Raw genomic sequence first — 15,933 nt, forward strand, 5'->3', positions numbered from 1 at the left:
CACTCAGACGTAATAAAGCAAAAACCCGGTCATCCGATCGGGTTTTTTTATATCCTATCCGTAACTAAAAAATTGTAATTCAAAGTCTCGCGGAGGTGCTCGCTGCTGATTATTTTTCCGCTTTCGGTTTGTTGTTCGTTAAAGTGTGGCGCAGCCAATCCGGCAAATGCGGCTTTTTGGGTGTAGTATTCTCTTCTGGTAGGGTGATACGGTGCGACGGCGTTAAAGACTGCATCACTGATTCGCTGTTCGACAATCGAAAGCACAATTCCGATGCAATCCGAAATATCGATCAGGTTAATTGGCGCGTCCGGATTGTCCAAATCCTGTCGTCCGGCAAGTTGCCTGACAGGATGCCGGTTGTTGCCTGTGAGTCCGCCAAAACGCACAATGGTAGTGGAAAACTTGGCGTTGTCCAGTAACAACTGCTCGGATTCCAGCAGCTGTTTCCCTGATTCAGTCACCGGCTCAGGATGGGTCGATGCCGTTACCAATCCCTGATTTTCCCCATAAACAGAAATTGAGCTTATAAAAACCACATTGACAACTTTGCTATCCTCAATAAACGGAATCAATCCCCGTATTTTGGATACGAAATTTTCGGAAGCATTGCCTCTGAGTTTCGGCGGTATATCTATTATCAAAGTGTCGGAGCGACTCAGGAATGATAATACATCCCCCGCAACGCCATCAGGGTTTACCGTTATTAAAAAGGGACTGATTCCAAGTTCTTGCAACAGCGGAATTTTTTCAACGGAGGTCGTCGATCCACGTACCACATATCCCTTTTCTAAAAACGCCTGGCCCAGGGGCAGGCCGAGCCATCCGCAGCCTAGAATACTAATTTCGCGCATGGCTCCTCATATTTTCGGGTGGTGGTGACACAATCAGCGGCCTTTTAGGGGAGGCCTTGATTTTCATGCTGACGGCGACCGCATCGTTCAGGACGAATGGCGCGGGCATCGTAGAAGCGGGTCGTTTCGCAATACTAAATAACGGATTGTCGAGCAAATCAAAAGATGACTCGAGCAAGCTCATATCGAAAATATCATTCCGGTTAATTGCAAATTGCAATTCCAGAGGCGCGTTGTCTACAACATAATAAGATAAAATCCTCTTTCCATTGCGCCGGTAAAGCGACCCTTTTTGGTTGAGATGACTGATGCCATTGGCTTTCAGATTGTAGAATTTCATTTTCTCGCCTGCGAAGATGTCGTAGCGGTTCACATTCCGTCCCGGAGCAATCCGGATATCGAAATACCTGAAATTTCCGATGGCAGTATCCCTGACGAAATCAATTCGGGGTAATATTAGGTCCTTACGGGGCGCCTCGGCCGACCAGCTGAAGTCCGAAGCGTATTTGCTGAACAACGTATTCCGGTTTAGGCTTGCTGCCTTTTTCGGGCTTGCGCCTAAGTAGCGTTTGGTCCACTCATCCGGCGTCTTGTCGTAGGTCGTCCAGTACGCTTTTTGCTGCTCCGCGTCATAGTAATATAACAAGCTGTTGGGTCTTGCCCTGCCCGGCCCAAATCCGGATTGCAGGTGTGCATGAACTAAAAACCCCGCCGCAGCCAGAAGCATCACAATAGCCCATCTGCTTTTTCCTGCGAGTGTCCCCAAAACAGGCAGCATTAAGCCAAAGAGGAGGACGGACAGCACCACCACGCCGTATAACATTTTTAAACCGAGCCCAACAGGCAACGCCACTAAAAAAGGCACAATCAGCACCAATGCCGGGATTGTCAGTAAGAGATTCAGCAATAGTGACGTCCGTTGCGTGATGATAAAGTAAGTAAATCCGAACAAGGCCGCAAGTGTGGGGATAATAAAGAACCCGGCACCCGGTAAAAACCAGGCAACCAATCCGCTAATGAGTATCCATATCGCAATAGGCGTCACGGCATAATTCATCATCTGCATCTCCGGCACGCTGCGACGGTAGCAAAACAGGGCAATTGCGAGCCCGGCCAGCAGGAATGCCGCAATATAATCGTGCCCGTTGTACGTAAATCCCTGTTGAATGTCAGTGTAGCCCGGGTACGCGGCTATTACGCCCTGCCACCCCAAAAAAGCGACAGCCCCGGCAACGAGTATTGCAATCAGGAAAACCAAAAAACCGCGCACCATGTCCTTTCCGTTCAGGATTCTTTTCCCGAACCCGACAAACACCAACCCGCAAAAAAGCAGCGAAGCGATGATGAACAACGGGAAATTCCATGAAAAAGGGTAGTGGATGAAACCATAAGGCACGTTGAAATACACCGAATCCTCAGTAGTGTCGAGCGAAGTGAGATCGGCATTCGATAAATGTTTCATTAACGGCAACAGGTAACTTCCCTGATGTGCCAGTGACGCCGCATTGAGGTGCGCCAGGTCGTCCTGCTGTGTGTGGTAATTGAAATGATCATCGATAAACGCAAAATTAAAACCCTGGATGCCTGCATTTTCCCTGAAAACCGTCAGGTCCGTGTCATTAGGAAGCATCTTGTAAATGCTGTACATCAGCGAATTACAGGCAGGAAAATCCACTTGGGATTCTGAAAAATGGCGTAACATTTCTGCATTTCCCTGGTTGACTTCCATTAACATATACGCGGGTCCCGAGGTACCGCGTGCTTCGAAATTGATGACCACGCCTACCTTTTTTGCGAGCGGGTGCTTTTGCACAAACAACGCCGCGCCATTCAGGCCCAGTTCTTCGGCATCGGTAAACAAGATGATGATGTCGTTCGCGTGCGGTGTTCTGGTATACAGGAACGCGCGGACCCCTTCCAGGATGGTGGCTACACCGCTGGCATCGTCGGCAGCGCCATGCGATTTTGTATGCGGCGCACTGTCATAATGTGAAAGCAGCAACAGCGATTTTCCCGTGCCGGTGCCTTTTATCGTCGCGATGATGTTTTTGGATTTGGTGAGACTGCCCCATTCAGTAAGGCTGTATCCTTCCTGCAGTTCGGTATCCAGCCCAAGATTCTTAAGCTCCTGTACAAGGTATTGTGCCACCGCTTCGTGATTTGCCGAACCGGTGTAATGCGGTTTTTCCGATATTTCCGACACAATTCTCAAAGCCCGAGGCGCGGAGAATTCGGACAGCGGAAGGTTCTTTTCCGACGCAGACTGCGGCATCATCGAATAAAAGATGAAGCCGACCAGGGCCGCCAGGAAAAATACTGTGGGGAGGGAACCGAATTTCTTTTTCATGGGCACGCGTTACGTTCTTTCCGTACAAGCACATACCGTCCGTTTTCAAGGGCAAGATAGCCTTGATCGTACACAAAACGGTAAGTATTTCCGGTTTTTGTAGTCAGGATATTCGTGAAGAAATCAAAATTGAAGCCTTTGTGCAGGAGCCGGTCGCGATCGGTTTTAGAAGTGCCCTGCGTGTTAAGCTCCGATAAGATGCGGTAATTTCGTCTCAGGGTATTGTTCACGTTCCGCATAAAATTAGTCACATCTTTATTGATTTTGTTGTTGTAGGCGTTGCGGCACCCGTCGCTGCAGAATTTCTTGTCCTCCCGGCCCACGACTTTCTCATGGCATTCAAGGCAGTTTTTCATCGTAGTTTTTTTGTTTTTGGAGCAGGACGTCCCGTCTTCTCGTCGTTGATGTGCCCGCTGTCCGCTGTATCTTTCCCTTTTTAAAGAAAAAAGGAAAAGGATGCCGCTTCCATCGGGGCTAAGAGGGAAATCCGTGCCCGTTGTGGCGTGTAATATTGTTAAGGTCAATCAAATATAATAATAAAAATTTACTTGCAAACGCTTACAAACGAATGCAAACGAATTTAAACGCTTGTTAACCGAATAAATACAAACCCGCTGCAAACCTTTGTCAAACCGGAACCAACTGCAGGGTTTCGCATAAAAAAAGACAACCACAAAATTTGAAAAGCCATGAATGCATTAAGAAACAAAGTACAATTGATCGGCCACACCGGTGCCGATCCGGAAGTTAAAGAGTTTGGTGAAGGTAAAAAAAGGGCGACGCTCACGCTCGCTACCAATGAGGTTTACCGGAACGACAAAGGGGAGAAGGTGGAAGAAACCCAGTGGCATCGAGTCATAGCCTGGGGAAAAACAGCAGAGCTGATTGAAAAATACGTTCCAAAAGGAAAGGAAATCGCTATAGAAGGCAAACTGACTTACAGGAGCTACTCAGACACCAACGGCGAGAAGAAATACGTGACCGAAGTGGTCGCCAACGACGTGCTGTTGCTGGGCAAATAGTTTATTCGACACCTCCGTCCGCGAATTTACGAAGGGTATATTGCCTGCCACGGGAATCATAATACGCCAGGATGTAAAAATCCTTATACCGAAAAACACTTGGAATGGCCGCTGATTCGTTACTCTCCAGGAATTCTGCGATGTAGTCATCCGCGATGATTTCCGGAACGGACTCGAGGTGTTTGAAATCCGCATCAAAAACCGATTCGAAATATACGGATTGGCCGGTTTCATTGTCAAACAAATAGCCTACATCACCCCCGCCGCCTGCCGCAATGGAACCGGCGCCCAGCGCGACGCCCAACAAAATATTTCCTGTGGTGGTGGTTTCCCGAAGTCCGCCCACAGTAAACAGCAAGTTGTTGCCCGAAGTGGTATAAACGGTCATCCCCGCATCGGAAGCGGCGAGTTTGCGGAAAAACTTTTTGACACTCAGTTCTGAAGGCCTGCCGTTTCCGGTTCGGCTCCACAGTGGGGAATTCCGGTAGTTGATGGTATCCCGTATCGATGCTTCATAGGTTTGCAGGACTACAGAGGTCTCAACATCTGTTCCGGTAAGCGTTAATTTTTCACCGTTACCCTTTAATTGGTACAGTCGGCCCTGATGATAATAGGAATTTGAAAATGCTGAAAGATCCGGATTTTGTGCGCGGCCGGCAGGTTGCATAAAGTCGGCTTTGCTGACGGAATAATCGTGAAGGTCAATCCGGAACAAAGTCGTCATCTCCGGATTGCTGTCGACGGTGAGCACTATCTTTCGGGGCGTTATGAACATCTTGGTTTTTTGTACTCCTGAGGCCAGCGCGTTTACCGATTCGGTTTGCATTTTCTCAATCGGAAATTTCGACAGCAGCTCTGAGAATGACAACGATTTTCCCCGACCGTCGCTGAATCCATACGCTGAAAAGTCGAGTGTATGTTGCGAAAAGGAGCCGTCGCCGAAAACATACAATTTTAAAAGTTGTGTTTTTTCAGGTGCCGTAACAGCATAAAAAACGTTATCCTGTGTAAAGCTGCAAACGAAGTTTTCGTCTGCGCCGATGAAGTCGAATGTTTTAACGGAAATGGATTTGGCGGCCAGGTCAAAATCAACCTGGGCCAATTTTTTAAGATCATCTCCCGCGAGAAACAATACGGGCGAATTGCCTTCGAAAGCATACCCCAACATCGACGGATATTTCCGGTCAGGAAAACTGACCACCATGCTGTCGCGAAGGAACAGTGCATTGTTGTAGCGAAGTACATGAATCGTTTCCTTATCGGCAACGAATGCATACACGTCCTTCGTTTTTTCATTAACTGCATTGAGAGCCTGATGAAAATCACTGTTTTTTTTCAATTCCAGCGGAGTGGAAACCAAAAGCGTTTGTGAAAGCAGGATATTTGTGAATAATAAAAAGAATAGTATTGGCCGAAACATAAGCATCAGTTTAAAGTATTCATACTTAACGTAAAATTAAGCATTATGTGTTCAGGGCATCCTGAAAAAAATCGATAAACCGGCCAACATGAAGCCCGTCCATCAAGCCATGATGCACATGAACTGACATCGGCATGGTTTTGATCCCAAGCGCTTCGGTTTTCATTTTGCCGAATGAAATCTTGGGGCAGCTGTCAGCAAACGAAAAACTCCGCGCATGCGACAACGACGTGAATGGCACCCACGGCAACGACGAAAAGTGGATCAGGTCGTCTCTGTCGAAAGATCGGGTAAACAGTCCCGGGGTATTCCTGACCCGTTCAATCTCGATTGAGGCATGGTTTGAAAACACCTCAAAGGCGGGGTGAAATTCGATCAGTGAAAAGCCAAACGAACCGTCAGCACGCGAAATGGTGGCAGAGGCTTGGATGGTTTCGTGTACAATTACGCGATCGCTGTCAATCCTGTATCGAAAATTTTCCACTGCGTTCACCGCACACAGTGTTTTGTGAAGGTAATACTGGAAAAACGAGTATCCACGTTCTTTGCTTATTGTGTACGCTTGCGTGCAATCTACTTCTACAACGACCCCGAAAAAAGGCTCGTCAAATCGGCGAAAGAACTCGAAATGTTCCTTGCGCGGCCACGAATCCAATTCCAGGTACCGACTCATAAATCAAAAATCGAAAGTACGTCCCTGATTTTCTCGAAATCCCTGAAATTGTCGTGTACTACCTGGTGATCGATTTTCTCATGGGCCCAGGTGGTGTGGAATGGGATGTGAATAGCGTGGCCGCCGATTCCGAGTACAGGCAGTACGTCTGATTTCAGCGAATTGCCAATCATCAGGAATTCGGACGGATGAATGTCAAGTCGGTTCACCAGATCCGAATAGTCGACTTCCTGTTTGTCTGACATCACTTCGATGTGGTGGAAGTATTTTCCAAGCCCCGAATTGTGGAGTTTGCGCCTCTGGTCGAGTAAATCGCCCTTGGTTGCTACCACAATCTTGTACCTGGGATTGAGGATTTCGAGTACTTCCTCGACGCCGTCAAGCAACTCGATCGGTTTTTCAAGCAACTCTTTTCCATACTGGATGATTTTGGCAACGACCTCATTGCTGATTGTATGGTTGGAAATGTCCAGTGCAGCCTCAATCATGGAAAGGATATATCCTTTGATGCCGTAACCATACAGACGTAAATTGGCAATCTCGGTCTTAAAAAGTTCCTGGGAAAGTGAATGTCTTGACAAATAAGGTGCGAGCAGTTCACAGAATTTCTCTTCCGTCTCCTGGAAATAAGGCTCGTTTACCCAAAGGGTGTCGTCAGCATCAAATGCGATTACTTTGATGTTCATGGCCATTTTCAATTTATAGTTTCACCGTTGTTTACGCCCTCGGCATCAGGATTTACGAAAACCAGTTTCCCGTCCGGACTGTTTGTCATTAAAATCATGCCCTGGCTTTCAGTGCCGCGGAGATTTCTCGGAGCGAGGTTCACCAAAACGGTGACCCGTTTGCCAATAATGTCTTCCGGAGAAAAACTTTCGGCAATACCTGACACGATAGTGCGCACGTCGAGCCCGGTATCGATTTTCAAGATCAGGAGTTTATTTGCCTTCGGCATCTTTTCGGCTTCAAGAATGGTGCCTACGCGCAGGTCCATCTTCGCGAAATCCTCGTACTGGATCAGGTCTTTTTGTGGTTCCATGAGCTTGTTTTCTGCTTTATTGGCGGTTTTAGTCGCTTCCAGTTTATCAATCTGCTTTTGGATCTCTTCGTCTTCGATTTTGGAAAAAAGCAGTTCGGCCTGTCCCAAGTGTGTTCCCGGAGAAAGTATCGTCTGTGGTTTGGCGACTTCCTCCCAGTCGTTAACGCCATTACCGCTCGAGTGCATCCCCAGCATGCGTTTCAGTTTTTCAGACGTGAAGGGCAGGAAGGGTTCCGCAAGCACAGCGAGCGCGGTAGCGACCTGCAACGCGACAAACATTTGTGTCTTGACACGCTCGGGATTTTCTTTCACCATTTTCCAGGGCTCTTCATCGGCGAGGTATTTATTCCCCAAACGCGCCACGTTCATCATTTCGCCCAGGGCTTCCCTGAAACGGTAACGTTCAATCGAGCTCGAAATCACCGCCGGGTAGGCGCGCATTTCAGTCAATGTCTGCTCGTCAGCTTCCGTAAAATCATTCGGCTCCGGAACGATCCCGTCGTAATACTTGTGCGACAACACCACCACACGGTTAATAAAATTCCCAAGTATAGCCACAAGCTCGTTGTTATTTCGGGCCTGGAAATCCTTCCAGGTAAAATCATTGTCTTTGGTTTCGGGTGCATTTGACGTCAGCGCGTACCGCAAAACATCCTGCTTCCCGGGAAAATCCTCAAGGTACTCGTGCAGCCAAACCGCCCAGTTTTTAGAGGTGGACAATTTATTGCCTTCGAGGTTCAGGAATTCGTTTGCCGGTACATTGTCGGGTAAAATAAACGATCCTTCCGCCCGGAGCATCGCCGGAAAAATGACGCAATGGAATACGATATTGTCCTTTCCGATAAAATGCACGAGCTTGGTATCGCTGCTTTTCCAGTAGGGTTCCCAGTCTTTGCCTTCGCGCGCCGCCCATTCCTTGGTCGAAGAAATGTAACCGATCGGCGCGTCAAACCAGACGTACAGTACCTTCCCTTCAGCACCTTCCACAGGGACGGGTATGCCCCAGTCAAGGTCGCGGGTGACGGCACGGGGTTTCAGTCCGTCGTCCAGCCAGCTTTTCACCTGGCCCAGCACATTGGTTTTCCAGTCCTTGGCGTGGTCTTTGAGGATCCATTCTTTGAGGAAGGCGTCGTATTGGTCCAACGGCAGGAACCAATGCTTTGTCTCTTTCAATATCGGCGTTTCGCCGGTGATGGTCGATTTTGGGTTGATCAGGTCGGTGGCATTTAACGTGGAGCCGCAACGCTCACATTGATCGCCATAAGCTTCCTCGTTGCCGCATCTCGGACAAGTTCCCGTCACGAAACGGTCGGCCAGGAACTGCTCGGCTTTAGCGTCATACAGCTGTTCGGTCACTTCTTCAATGAACTGCCCGTTATCGTAAAGTTTCCTGAAAAATGCCGACGCGGTCTCATGGTGTATTTTCGATGAAGTCCGCGAATAATTGTCGAAAGAAATCCCGAAGTCGGCAAACGATTTCCGGATCAGCCCATCGTATTTGTCGATAACCTGCTGCGGCGTGATGCCCTCTTTTTTGGCCTTCATCGAGATCGCTACGCCGTGCTCGTCGCTGCCGCAGATGAATGCGACGTCCCTGCCCTGCAGGCGAAGGTAACGCGAATAAATATCGGATGGCACATACACGCCGGCAAGATGGCCGATGTGTATCGGGCCGTTGGTGTAAGGCAATGCGGCCGTAACCGTATATCGTTTGGCGCCGCCCATTTTGCCCTGGCCTGGGATTTGATTTTGTAACATAATGCAGTCTGATTGCTTCGCCGCTGCGGGACCATTCCCCGGGCGTCTGCAAAAATAAGTTTTTTTGGGATGTTATCAGGAGCTATTTCCCGCTGTCCGCTATATCTTTTTTAAACCCTTCGGGATTTAAAAAAGGATGCCGCTGCCATCGGGGCTAAAATACCCTGTCGGAATGTAAATTATTCGGTATTTTTGTACGTCACAAATCATGATATGAAAAACCCAAAGGCCCTCTTTGCGATAATCCTCTGCGGATTTTTTATGTTCCAAAACAGTCAAGCACAACGAAAAATGATCACACCTGAATTTTTGAAGAAAGGCGATACCGTAGGCATATTGGCCACCGCCAGGAAAATAGAGCTGGCGACCTTGCAGCCGGGAATTAAATTGCTCGAAAGCTGGGGCCTCCATGTGGTGATCGGGAAAACCATCGGGAAGGAGGACCACCAGCTCGCAGGAGCCGACTGGCTTAGGGCGACCGACTTCCAGGAGATGATGGACAATCCGTCCATTAAGGCCATCTGGGCAGGAAAAGGTGGGTACGGCACTGTCCGGATCGTGGACCGATTAGATTTTACCAAATTCCGCAAGAACCCTAAATGGATTATCGGATTCAGTGATATGACCGTACTGCACAGCCACATTAACAACATGGGTATTGAAACGCTGCACGCGCTGATGGCAATGAATGTAAAGACCGCGACCCCGGACGCCATTGAGTCCCTGCGGAAGTCCCTTTTCGGGGAATCACTTGTCTATACTCTGCCGGCACATCCGTATAACAGGATGGGAAAGGCCTCCGGGGAAGTCGTCGGTGGGAACCTTTCGGTGCTGTACAGCATACTGGGCTCCCGATCAGAGGTCGATTACAAAGGCAAAATCCTTTTCATAGAGGACCTGGACGAGTACCTGTACCACATCGACCGCATGATGATGAACCTGAAGCGCAACGGTTATTTCGACGGGATCAAAGCCGTTGTAGTAGGCGGTATGACAGAAATGAAGGACAACGACATCCCGTGGGGCAAGGACGCGCTGCAAATCATACAGGACATCCTCAAAGATTATCAAATCCCCGTCGTCTATAACTTTCCCGCCGGGCATATTAAGGACAACCGCGCCATGATTTTAGGTAAAACGGTTTCGATTGAGGTCACCCAAAACGGAGCGACAGTCCGTTTTGAATAACGTCTATTGTCAACGGAACACTGCAAATGGCATCACACAACGAATTAGGAAAACTCGGAGAAGAACTGGCTGTAGCGTTCCTGCAAAAAGAAGGGTATGACATCCTGGAAACCAACTGGGCATTCCAAAAAGCTGAGATCGACGTAATCGCCCGTAAAGAGAATACACTCGCCATCGTGGAAGTCAAGACCCGCTCTTCGCTGGATTTCGGGTTGCCGCAGGATGCTGTGAATTCAAAAAAAATCAAACTTCTCGTGAAGGCAGTCAATCAGTATGTTGAGGAAAACGATCTGGATGTTTTAGTGCGCTTTGACATCGTAGCCATCCACGCGGTTAAAAATCAATTCGTTATTGACCATCTCGAAGACGCATTCTATCACTTTTAGCCTGTTATATTTGTAACAAATTGTTTTTTAGATGTATGTTTGCAAAACAGACAACACTACACTAAAAACCATGAAAACAATTTCTGCTGTAGTCGAAAACTACATCAAGACCAAGCCATTTCTTTTAAGTGCGCTGTCGCAGGGCATCATCAACCTGACATCACTTTCCCGCAATATGCTGCCCGAACTCCAGGCAGAACTGGGCAAGGATGTCAAACAGGGCGCGATTGTCATGGCACTCAAAAGGCTTTCGGAAGACCTCGATTTCCGGCTGAACCACAAAATCGTGAAAGTTCTCAAAAACCTCGGCGAGATCACCGTGCGCTCATCGCTGTCTGATTTTACATTTGCGGTTTCGGACACCATTTTAAACAAGCAGGCCGAATTGATTTCAGAAATCAACTCCTATTCCGATATCTTTTACACTTCCTCGCGCGGCGTGAGTGAAACCAATATTGTGGTGAGTGACAGCGTCAGCCATCTCGTCGACAAGCATTTTTCGGGCGAAAGGCTGTTGCATAAGTTCGACAATCTGGCGTCAATTACCATAAAACTCCCCAAAGATAACGTGTCGACGCCCGGCGTTTATTATTTCATATTCCAGAGGCTGGCATGGGAAGGCATCATTATCAATGAAGTGATTTCGACTTCGTATGAATTTACCGTGCTGGTAAGTGAAGACGATGTGGATGTGGCATTTAAGGTGATAAAGGACCTGAAATCTTTATAAATCAAAAAATTAACAAATTAATCCCTTATATTTGACCTCCTTAATTTATAAAAACACTATGAAAAAAATTCTCCTCTTAACAGCACTCCTGTTTTCTGTGACCTTTCAGGCACAGAAAGCCGTGGTAAAGGATGTGGAAAAATTGATTGCGAAGAAAGCAGTGTTCAAGACCTTTGAGGTTTTTACACCCGCGAATGCAGTTGATAAGAATCGTGACGCCATTGTCACGGATGCGGCCTATGCCAAGGCCAACGTGGATGTCATCAATGCCATCGTTGCGCAAAAATACCCTACGATTGAAATCGAGATACCCTACCACCAAAAGCAGATTACGGTGCAGCTTTACAGCGTAAACCTGTTTGCCGATGGCTTCCATATTGATACCGACAGGGAATCGTCAATACCTTTCACGCCGGGTGTATACTACCGCGGAATGATCAAAGGCGACGAGAATTCAATAGCGTCACTAAGCTTTTATGACGGGCAGATGATGGGTATCGTGTCCAATCCCGAAATCAGCAACCTCGTGATCGGCAAACTGATAAAGGCCGGCAACGTGAATGATTACATCATTTACGAAGACCAGAACATGCAGGTAAGCCAGAATTTCGATTGCCATACCGACGATAAGAATATCAGCAGCGGCGTGGATGCACACCGTGACGGAAATGATACTGCGAGTCCGCAGACCGTAAAATGTGTATCGATGTACTTTGAAATGGACTACAACCTTTACCAGAGCAATGGAAGCAATGCGTTTGCCAATGCGAACTGGATGATGGGATTGTTTAACAATGTTCAGACACTGTATGCCAATGAGACCGTAAATATCGCCTTTAAGGCCCTTTATATGTGGACGACCCCGGACCCTTACACAGGTTCTGATTCTTCTGACTACAAAGACCAGTTCGGCAGCCTTCGCCCCAACTTTGACGGTGATGTAGGCTCATTGATCGGGATCGATCCGGGCGGACTGGGTGGTGTGGCAGCGTCTATCGGAGGCATCTGCAGCGATCTCAATTACAGTTATTCGGACGTTGATCCTGGGTATCAGGATGTTCCAACCTACTCCTGGACAGTGAATGTGGTAACGCATGAAAACGGCCACGTACTCGGATCCAGGCATACCCATGCCTGTGTTTGGAATGGCAACAACACGTCTATAGACAGTTGTGCAGGCTATGTGGAAGGTGGATGCGCCATGGGTCCAATTCCAGCATCGAATGTAAAAGGAACGATGATGAGCTATTGTCACCTCGTTTCGGGTGTCGGTATTGCGTTCAGCAACGGATTCGGACCGCAGCCCTCTGCAGCCGTAGTCAATTTCGTTAACGCATCTTCCTGTCTGAGCAGCGGTTGTACCGGAGCTTGTGTGAACAGGGTGTCTAATATTAACGTGAGTTCGCTATCCTCTACGTCGGTACAGGTTACCTGGGCTGATACTTCAGGCACCGACGAATGGGAAATCTCCGTAAGCGAAGCGTCGAGTTCATTTGAATTCTCGGATACGGTAACTGCCATGACTTATACTGCCAACAGCCTTAACGTGGGTACACAATACAAGGTGAAAATCAGGCCAATCTGCTCAGGATTTGTTACGACGTCGTTTATAGAATTCTTCTTCACGATGAGTGCGAATCTTAACGTTGAGGACAACAACAACATCGATTTTGCATTCTATCCAAACCCTACCAAAGACATCGTAAATATCAGCGCTAAGTCCAATATTGACGAGGTCCTTGTTTACAATATCGAGGGCAGGCTGTTATTGAGGAAGTCGGTGAAGTCAGCCGATACCACGATTGATATTTCCGGTTTTGCAACAGGAACGTACTTCTTCAAGCTTAGGTCTGAAGATAAAGAAGCACACTTCAAGATACTGAAAATGTAATTTGACCCTGCAATAAATAAAAAGCCGCCCTTCAAGGCGGCTTTTTATTTATTGCGTCATGTGCATCTTGAAAAAATTAAGGTAGACGCATTGATGGTAAAAATGCAGATGTATTAAAGGGCCGATTAAACTTCTGGGAGATCAGTCCGTGACAGGTTGCGCTTCGTGGGATCAGTGCCCGCATTGATCGATTGTCCCTTTCGTCTGTGCCCGGTTGTTACTTCTGTGGTGAGCCCTTCAATAAAAACTCCATCCTTCGCAGGATCGGGCAACACCGGAAAAACCCGCTGATACAACAACAAAAAAGCCGCTTCCTTGATGAAGCGGCTTTTTCTATTATATAACTAAGACAGCTGGCCTGTTAGTTGGCTTTTGAATATTCGTAGTCAAGGTTGCCCGTTGTCATGCCATACAGGTTTGTCGTGCTGTTGTACGTTGGGATTGAACCGGCAGTTTCTGTACGTTTCAGGTAATGTGTTGTGGTGTTGTAAGTGTACGCGGTGTTAATGCCGTCTGCGCTGCGGGTATATACATTGCCACCGGTGCGTGTATAAGTACCGGTATGGCTTTCCGTGTTGCAATCGAGCGTTTGCCCAACGTTACCAACAGTAGTCCACGTTCTTGTTTCCTCATAAGTACCGTTGGTATGGAAAAGGATGTTCGAGTCTCCGTAACACATCACCTCATTGGTCAGGTCGGTAGAACTGTCGCCATCGTCATCAAGGTCCTGCGTGCTGCCAGTAATCAGCGAAGTCAATTCGAATCTTCCGGTTACCTCTGCGGCCCCTGCAGTGTTCGTGTTGTTGGCATCGTCGTCTGTCGCGCCGGCGTCCTCATCATTTTCAGTATACCTTTCGAAGGTCAGTTCCAGGTTGTCGTGGCCTGTCGCCCAAAGTGCCATCGTTGTATTAAATACTGACGTCGGTGCATTGGTGATCATACGCAACAATTTGTGGTTGTTTACATTGAAGCTGTAAGTCGCTGTCTCGGCACCAGTGCCCGACGTCCGTGTCGTTGTCACAGTGCTGCCGCTCAGCGTATACGTCCCTGAAGACACATCGGTCTGGCAGGTAAGCCCTACACCACCATTGCTGATCGTGCTGTACGAATAACTTTCGTCGTAGGTTCCATCGGCATGGAATGCAATCCAGCTGTCGTTATAACAGGCTCCTTCGGTAACCAGATTGGTCGAAGCGTCTCCGTCACCGTCAAAATCCTGCGCTAACGGGGTTACGGCAGAAGTCAGTTCGTAAGTGCCCACAAGGCTTGCGTTTCCGCTGTTGTTGTCTTCATCATCGTCTGAAGAGCACGACGTCATCGCTAAGCATCCTGCTGCGGCAAGTAAGTAAAGTTTGAAATTTTTCATGGCAATATTTATATTTAAGATTATACGTGCAAAAGTACCTTTGTTGCCCTGCGGCTGCGTTACAGGATTTCGGGATAACATTATAAAATGAAAAAACCCGCCAGGTGACTGACGGGTTCTAACTGTTATTAATTATAAACTATGCAGGCGGATTAATTGCTCGATTTTTCGTACTCGTAATCCAGGTTTCCTGACAGCATCGCAAAAACATTGGTCAGGCTGTTGAATGAAGGATAATCCCCATTATTTTCAGAACGGCTGAGGATGTTCGTTGTGGCATCCAGGTCGAAGGCAGTACGCACGGAACCATTTCCTGATGATCTGGTAAACACCCTGTCACCCACGCGGGTCCATGTACCTGTCCTGGTTTCAGAATCACAGGTCAATGAAAGACCAAGGTTTCCTAAAGTGCTGAAAGACCTTGTTTCCTCATAAGTACCGTTGTTATTGAATTTGATTTTTGAATCGCTGTAGCAGCTTGTTTCATTCAACAGGTTTGATGAACTGTCGCCGTCATTGTCAAGATCCTGTGAATTTGAAGTCAGCAAGGATGACAAGCCGAAGTTACCCATGATTTCAGCCATACCGCTGGTGCTGACGTTGTCGTCATCGTCATCAGTGTTTCCGTTATCCTCATCGTTGTCAGTGTATTTTTCGAAAGTCAGTTGCAGGCTGCTGGTCATGTCAACCCATAAAGCAGTGGCTTCGTCAAATCGTGACTGGGTAGCATTGCTTGCATTGCGCACCAGCGTATGGCTGCTGGCATTAAAAGTGTAAGAAGCGTTCAGGCTTCCTGATCCTGACGTGCGTGTTGTGGTGATGTTGTTTCCGTTTCTTGTGAAAGTACCTGAAGACAATTCAGTGTGGCATTCGAGTTTCAACCCGCCTTCAGCCTTAGTGCTGTAAGAATAGCTTTCGTCGTACGTTCCGTCGTTATGGAAACTGATCCAGCTGTCATTGTAGCAGCTGCCTTCAGTCACCAGGTTGGTAGACGTATCCCCATCCCCATCGTAATCCTGTGCCTGCGACGTATTGGCCGCAGTAAGCTCATAAGTTCCCGTAAGATCGTCGCTTACATTGTTGTTGTTGGAACCGTTATCATCATCTGATGAGCATGATGTTATCGCAAAGCATCCTGCTGCGGCTAACATGTAAAGTTTAAAATTTTTCATGGCAATAATTTTTTATAAAAGTTTATATGCCAAAATTATTGCGCACGTTCCTTGCCGGCTTACAGGATTCTCATTAATGTTTACGGG

Annotated in this window: 14 protein-coding genes; 5 read left to right on the top strand and 9 right to left on the bottom strand. The window is 47.7% G+C overall.

Going from position 1 to position 15,933, the window contains the following annotated elements:
- Positions 1-47: 47 nt before the first annotated feature.
- Genes HYN48_RS04340 through HYN48_RS04350 form a run of 3 tightly spaced genes read right to left on the bottom strand, consistent with a single transcriptional unit; the run spans position 48 to position 3,557 of the window.
- The gene (locus HYN48_RS04340; RefSeq protein ID WP_108369961.1) at positions 48-854 is read right to left on the bottom strand and encodes a Rossmann-fold NAD(P)-binding domain-containing protein; all 807 of its coding nucleotides are present in this window, start codon (positions 852-854) and stop codon (positions 48-50) included.
- The gene (locus HYN48_RS04345) at positions 841-3,201 is read right to left on the bottom strand and encodes a M28 family peptidase (RefSeq protein WP_245945983.1); all 2,361 of its coding nucleotides are present in this window, start codon (positions 3,199-3,201) and stop codon (positions 841-843) included. Before HYN48_RS04345 ends, HYN48_RS04340 begins: the two co-directional genes overlap by 14 nt.
- Positions 3,198-3,557, bottom strand: coding sequence for a hypothetical protein (locus HYN48_RS04350; protein ID WP_108373366.1), 360 nt, complete (start codon positions 3,555-3,557; stop codon positions 3,198-3,200). The genes HYN48_RS04345 and HYN48_RS04350 overlap by 4 nt, the downstream gene beginning before the upstream one ends.
- 333 nt (positions 3,558-3,890) lie before the next feature.
- Here HYN48_RS04350 and HYN48_RS04355 point away from each other — a divergent pair, with 333 nt between their 5' ends.
- Complete coding sequence (locus HYN48_RS04355; RefSeq protein WP_108369962.1) at positions 3,891-4,223, top strand: single-stranded DNA-binding protein; 333 nt, start codon at positions 3,891-3,893, stop codon at positions 4,221-4,223.
- Position 4,224: 1 nt separating this feature from the next.
- Here HYN48_RS04355 and HYN48_RS04360 read toward each other — a convergent pair whose 3' ends face one another.
- From HYN48_RS04360 to metG, 4 genes are read right to left on the bottom strand one after another with little or no spacing between them, the layout of a single operon-like run.
- Positions 4,225-5,643, bottom strand: a complete 1,419-nt coding sequence (locus HYN48_RS04360; protein WP_108369963.1) for a hypothetical protein — start codon at positions 5,641-5,643, stop codon at positions 4,225-4,227.
- Between the two features lie 43 nt (positions 5,644-5,686).
- Complete coding sequence (locus HYN48_RS04365) at positions 5,687-6,316, bottom strand: chloramphenicol acetyltransferase (protein ID WP_108369964.1); 630 nt, start codon at positions 6,314-6,316, stop codon at positions 5,687-5,689.
- Positions 6,313-7,008: an HAD family hydrolase gene (locus HYN48_RS04370; protein ID WP_425433109.1), complete on the bottom strand. Its 696-nt coding sequence runs from the start codon at positions 7,006-7,008 to the stop codon at positions 6,313-6,315. The genes HYN48_RS04365 and HYN48_RS04370 overlap by 4 nt, the downstream gene beginning before the upstream one ends.
- 2 nt (positions 7,009-7,010) lie before the next feature.
- Positions 7,011-9,113: a methionine--tRNA ligase gene (gene metG / locus HYN48_RS04375; protein WP_245945984.1), complete on the bottom strand. Its 2,103-nt coding sequence runs from the start codon at positions 9,111-9,113 to the stop codon at positions 7,011-7,013.
- A gap of 291 nt (positions 9,114-9,404) precedes the next feature.
- Here metG and HYN48_RS04380 point away from each other — a divergent pair, with 291 nt between their 5' ends.
- The 4 genes from HYN48_RS04380 to HYN48_RS04395 all read left to right on the top strand — a co-directional run bounded on the left by HYN48_RS04380 (position 9,405) and on the right by HYN48_RS04395 (position 13,308).
- Complete coding sequence (locus tag HYN48_RS04380) at positions 9,405-10,301, top strand: S66 peptidase family protein (protein ID WP_108373370.1); 897 nt, start codon at positions 9,405-9,407, stop codon at positions 10,299-10,301.
- 26 nt (positions 10,302-10,327) lie between these two features.
- Positions 10,328-10,687 (top strand): YraN family protein, encoded by a 360-nt coding sequence (locus HYN48_RS04385; protein WP_108369966.1) that lies wholly within the window; start codon positions 10,328-10,330, stop codon positions 10,685-10,687.
- Between the two features lie 70 nt (positions 10,688-10,757).
- The gene (locus HYN48_RS04390) at positions 10,758-11,417 is read left to right on the top strand and encodes an aspartate kinase (RefSeq protein WP_108369967.1); all 660 of its coding nucleotides are present in this window, start codon (positions 10,758-10,760) and stop codon (positions 11,415-11,417) included.
- A gap of 58 nt (positions 11,418-11,475) precedes the next feature.
- Entirely contained in the window at positions 11,476-13,308 is a 1,833-nt protein-coding gene (locus tag HYN48_RS04395; RefSeq protein WP_108369968.1) for a T9SS type A sorting domain-containing protein, read from the top strand.
- 361 nt (positions 13,309-13,669) lie between these two features.
- Here the strand turns inward: HYN48_RS04395 and HYN48_RS04400 are convergent, their stop codons facing one another.
- Both HYN48_RS04400 and HYN48_RS04405 read right to left on the bottom strand, forming a co-directional pair.
- Positions 13,670-14,674: a lipocalin family protein gene (locus HYN48_RS04400; RefSeq protein WP_181248526.1), complete on the bottom strand. Its 1,005-nt coding sequence runs from the start codon at positions 14,672-14,674 to the stop codon at positions 13,670-13,672.
- A 152-nt stretch (positions 14,675-14,826) separates the two neighbouring features.
- On the bottom strand, positions 14,827-15,846 hold the full coding sequence (locus HYN48_RS04405) for a hypothetical protein (protein ID WP_108369970.1): 1,020 nt from the start codon (positions 15,844-15,846) through the stop codon (positions 14,827-14,829).
- Between the last annotated feature and the right edge of the window lie 87 nt (positions 15,847-15,933).

The organism is Flavobacterium magnum, from assembly GCF_003055625.1.
Taxonomy (GTDB): domain Bacteria; phylum Bacteroidota; class Bacteroidia; order Flavobacteriales; family Flavobacteriaceae; genus Flavobacterium; species Flavobacterium magnum.

Coding starts and splice junctions, on each gene's coding strand:
- HYN48_RS04355 (WP_108369962.1), top strand. CDS start 3,891: ATGAATGCATTAAGAAACAAAGTACAATTGATCGGCCACACCGGTGCC.
- HYN48_RS04380 (WP_108373370.1), top strand. CDS start 9,405: ATGATCACACCTGAATTTTTGAAGAAAGGCGATACCGTAGGCATATTG.
- HYN48_RS04350 (WP_108373366.1), bottom strand. CDS start 3,557: ATGAAAAACTGCCTTGAATGCCATGAGAAAGTCGTGGGCCGGGAGGAC.
- HYN48_RS04365 (WP_108369964.1), bottom strand. CDS start 6,316: ATGAGTCGGTACCTGGAATTGGATTCGTGGCCGCGCAAGGAACATTTC.
- HYN48_RS04405 (WP_108369970.1), bottom strand. CDS start 15,846: ATGAAAAATTTTAAACTTTACATGTTAGCCGCAGCAGGATGCTTTGCG.
- HYN48_RS04385 (WP_108369966.1), top strand. CDS start 10,328: ATGGCATCACACAACGAATTAGGAAAACTCGGAGAAGAACTGGCTGTA.
- HYN48_RS04340 (WP_108369961.1), bottom strand. CDS start 854: ATGCGCGAAATTAGTATTCTAGGCTGCGGATGGCTCGGCCTGCCCCTG.
- HYN48_RS04360 (WP_108369963.1), bottom strand. CDS start 5,643: ATGTTTCGGCCAATACTATTCTTTTTATTATTCACAAATATCCTGCTT.
- HYN48_RS04370 (WP_425433109.1), bottom strand. CDS start 7,008: ATGGCCATGAACATCAAAGTAATCGCATTTGATGCTGACGACACCCTT.
- HYN48_RS04395 (WP_108369968.1), top strand. CDS start 11,476: ATGAAAAAAATTCTCCTCTTAACAGCACTCCTGTTTTCTGTGACCTTT.
- HYN48_RS04400 (WP_181248526.1), bottom strand. CDS start 14,674: ATGAAAAATTTCAAACTTTACTTACTTGCCGCAGCAGGATGCTTAGCG.
- HYN48_RS04390 (WP_108369967.1), top strand. CDS start 10,758: ATGAAAACAATTTCTGCTGTAGTCGAAAACTACATCAAGACCAAGCCA.
- HYN48_RS04345 (WP_245945983.1), bottom strand. CDS start 3,201: ATGAAAAAGAAATTCGGTTCCCTCCCCACAGTATTTTTCCTGGCGGCC.
- metG (WP_245945984.1), bottom strand. CDS start 9,113: ATGTTACAAAATCAAATCCCAGGCCAGGGCAAAATGGGCGGCGCCAAA.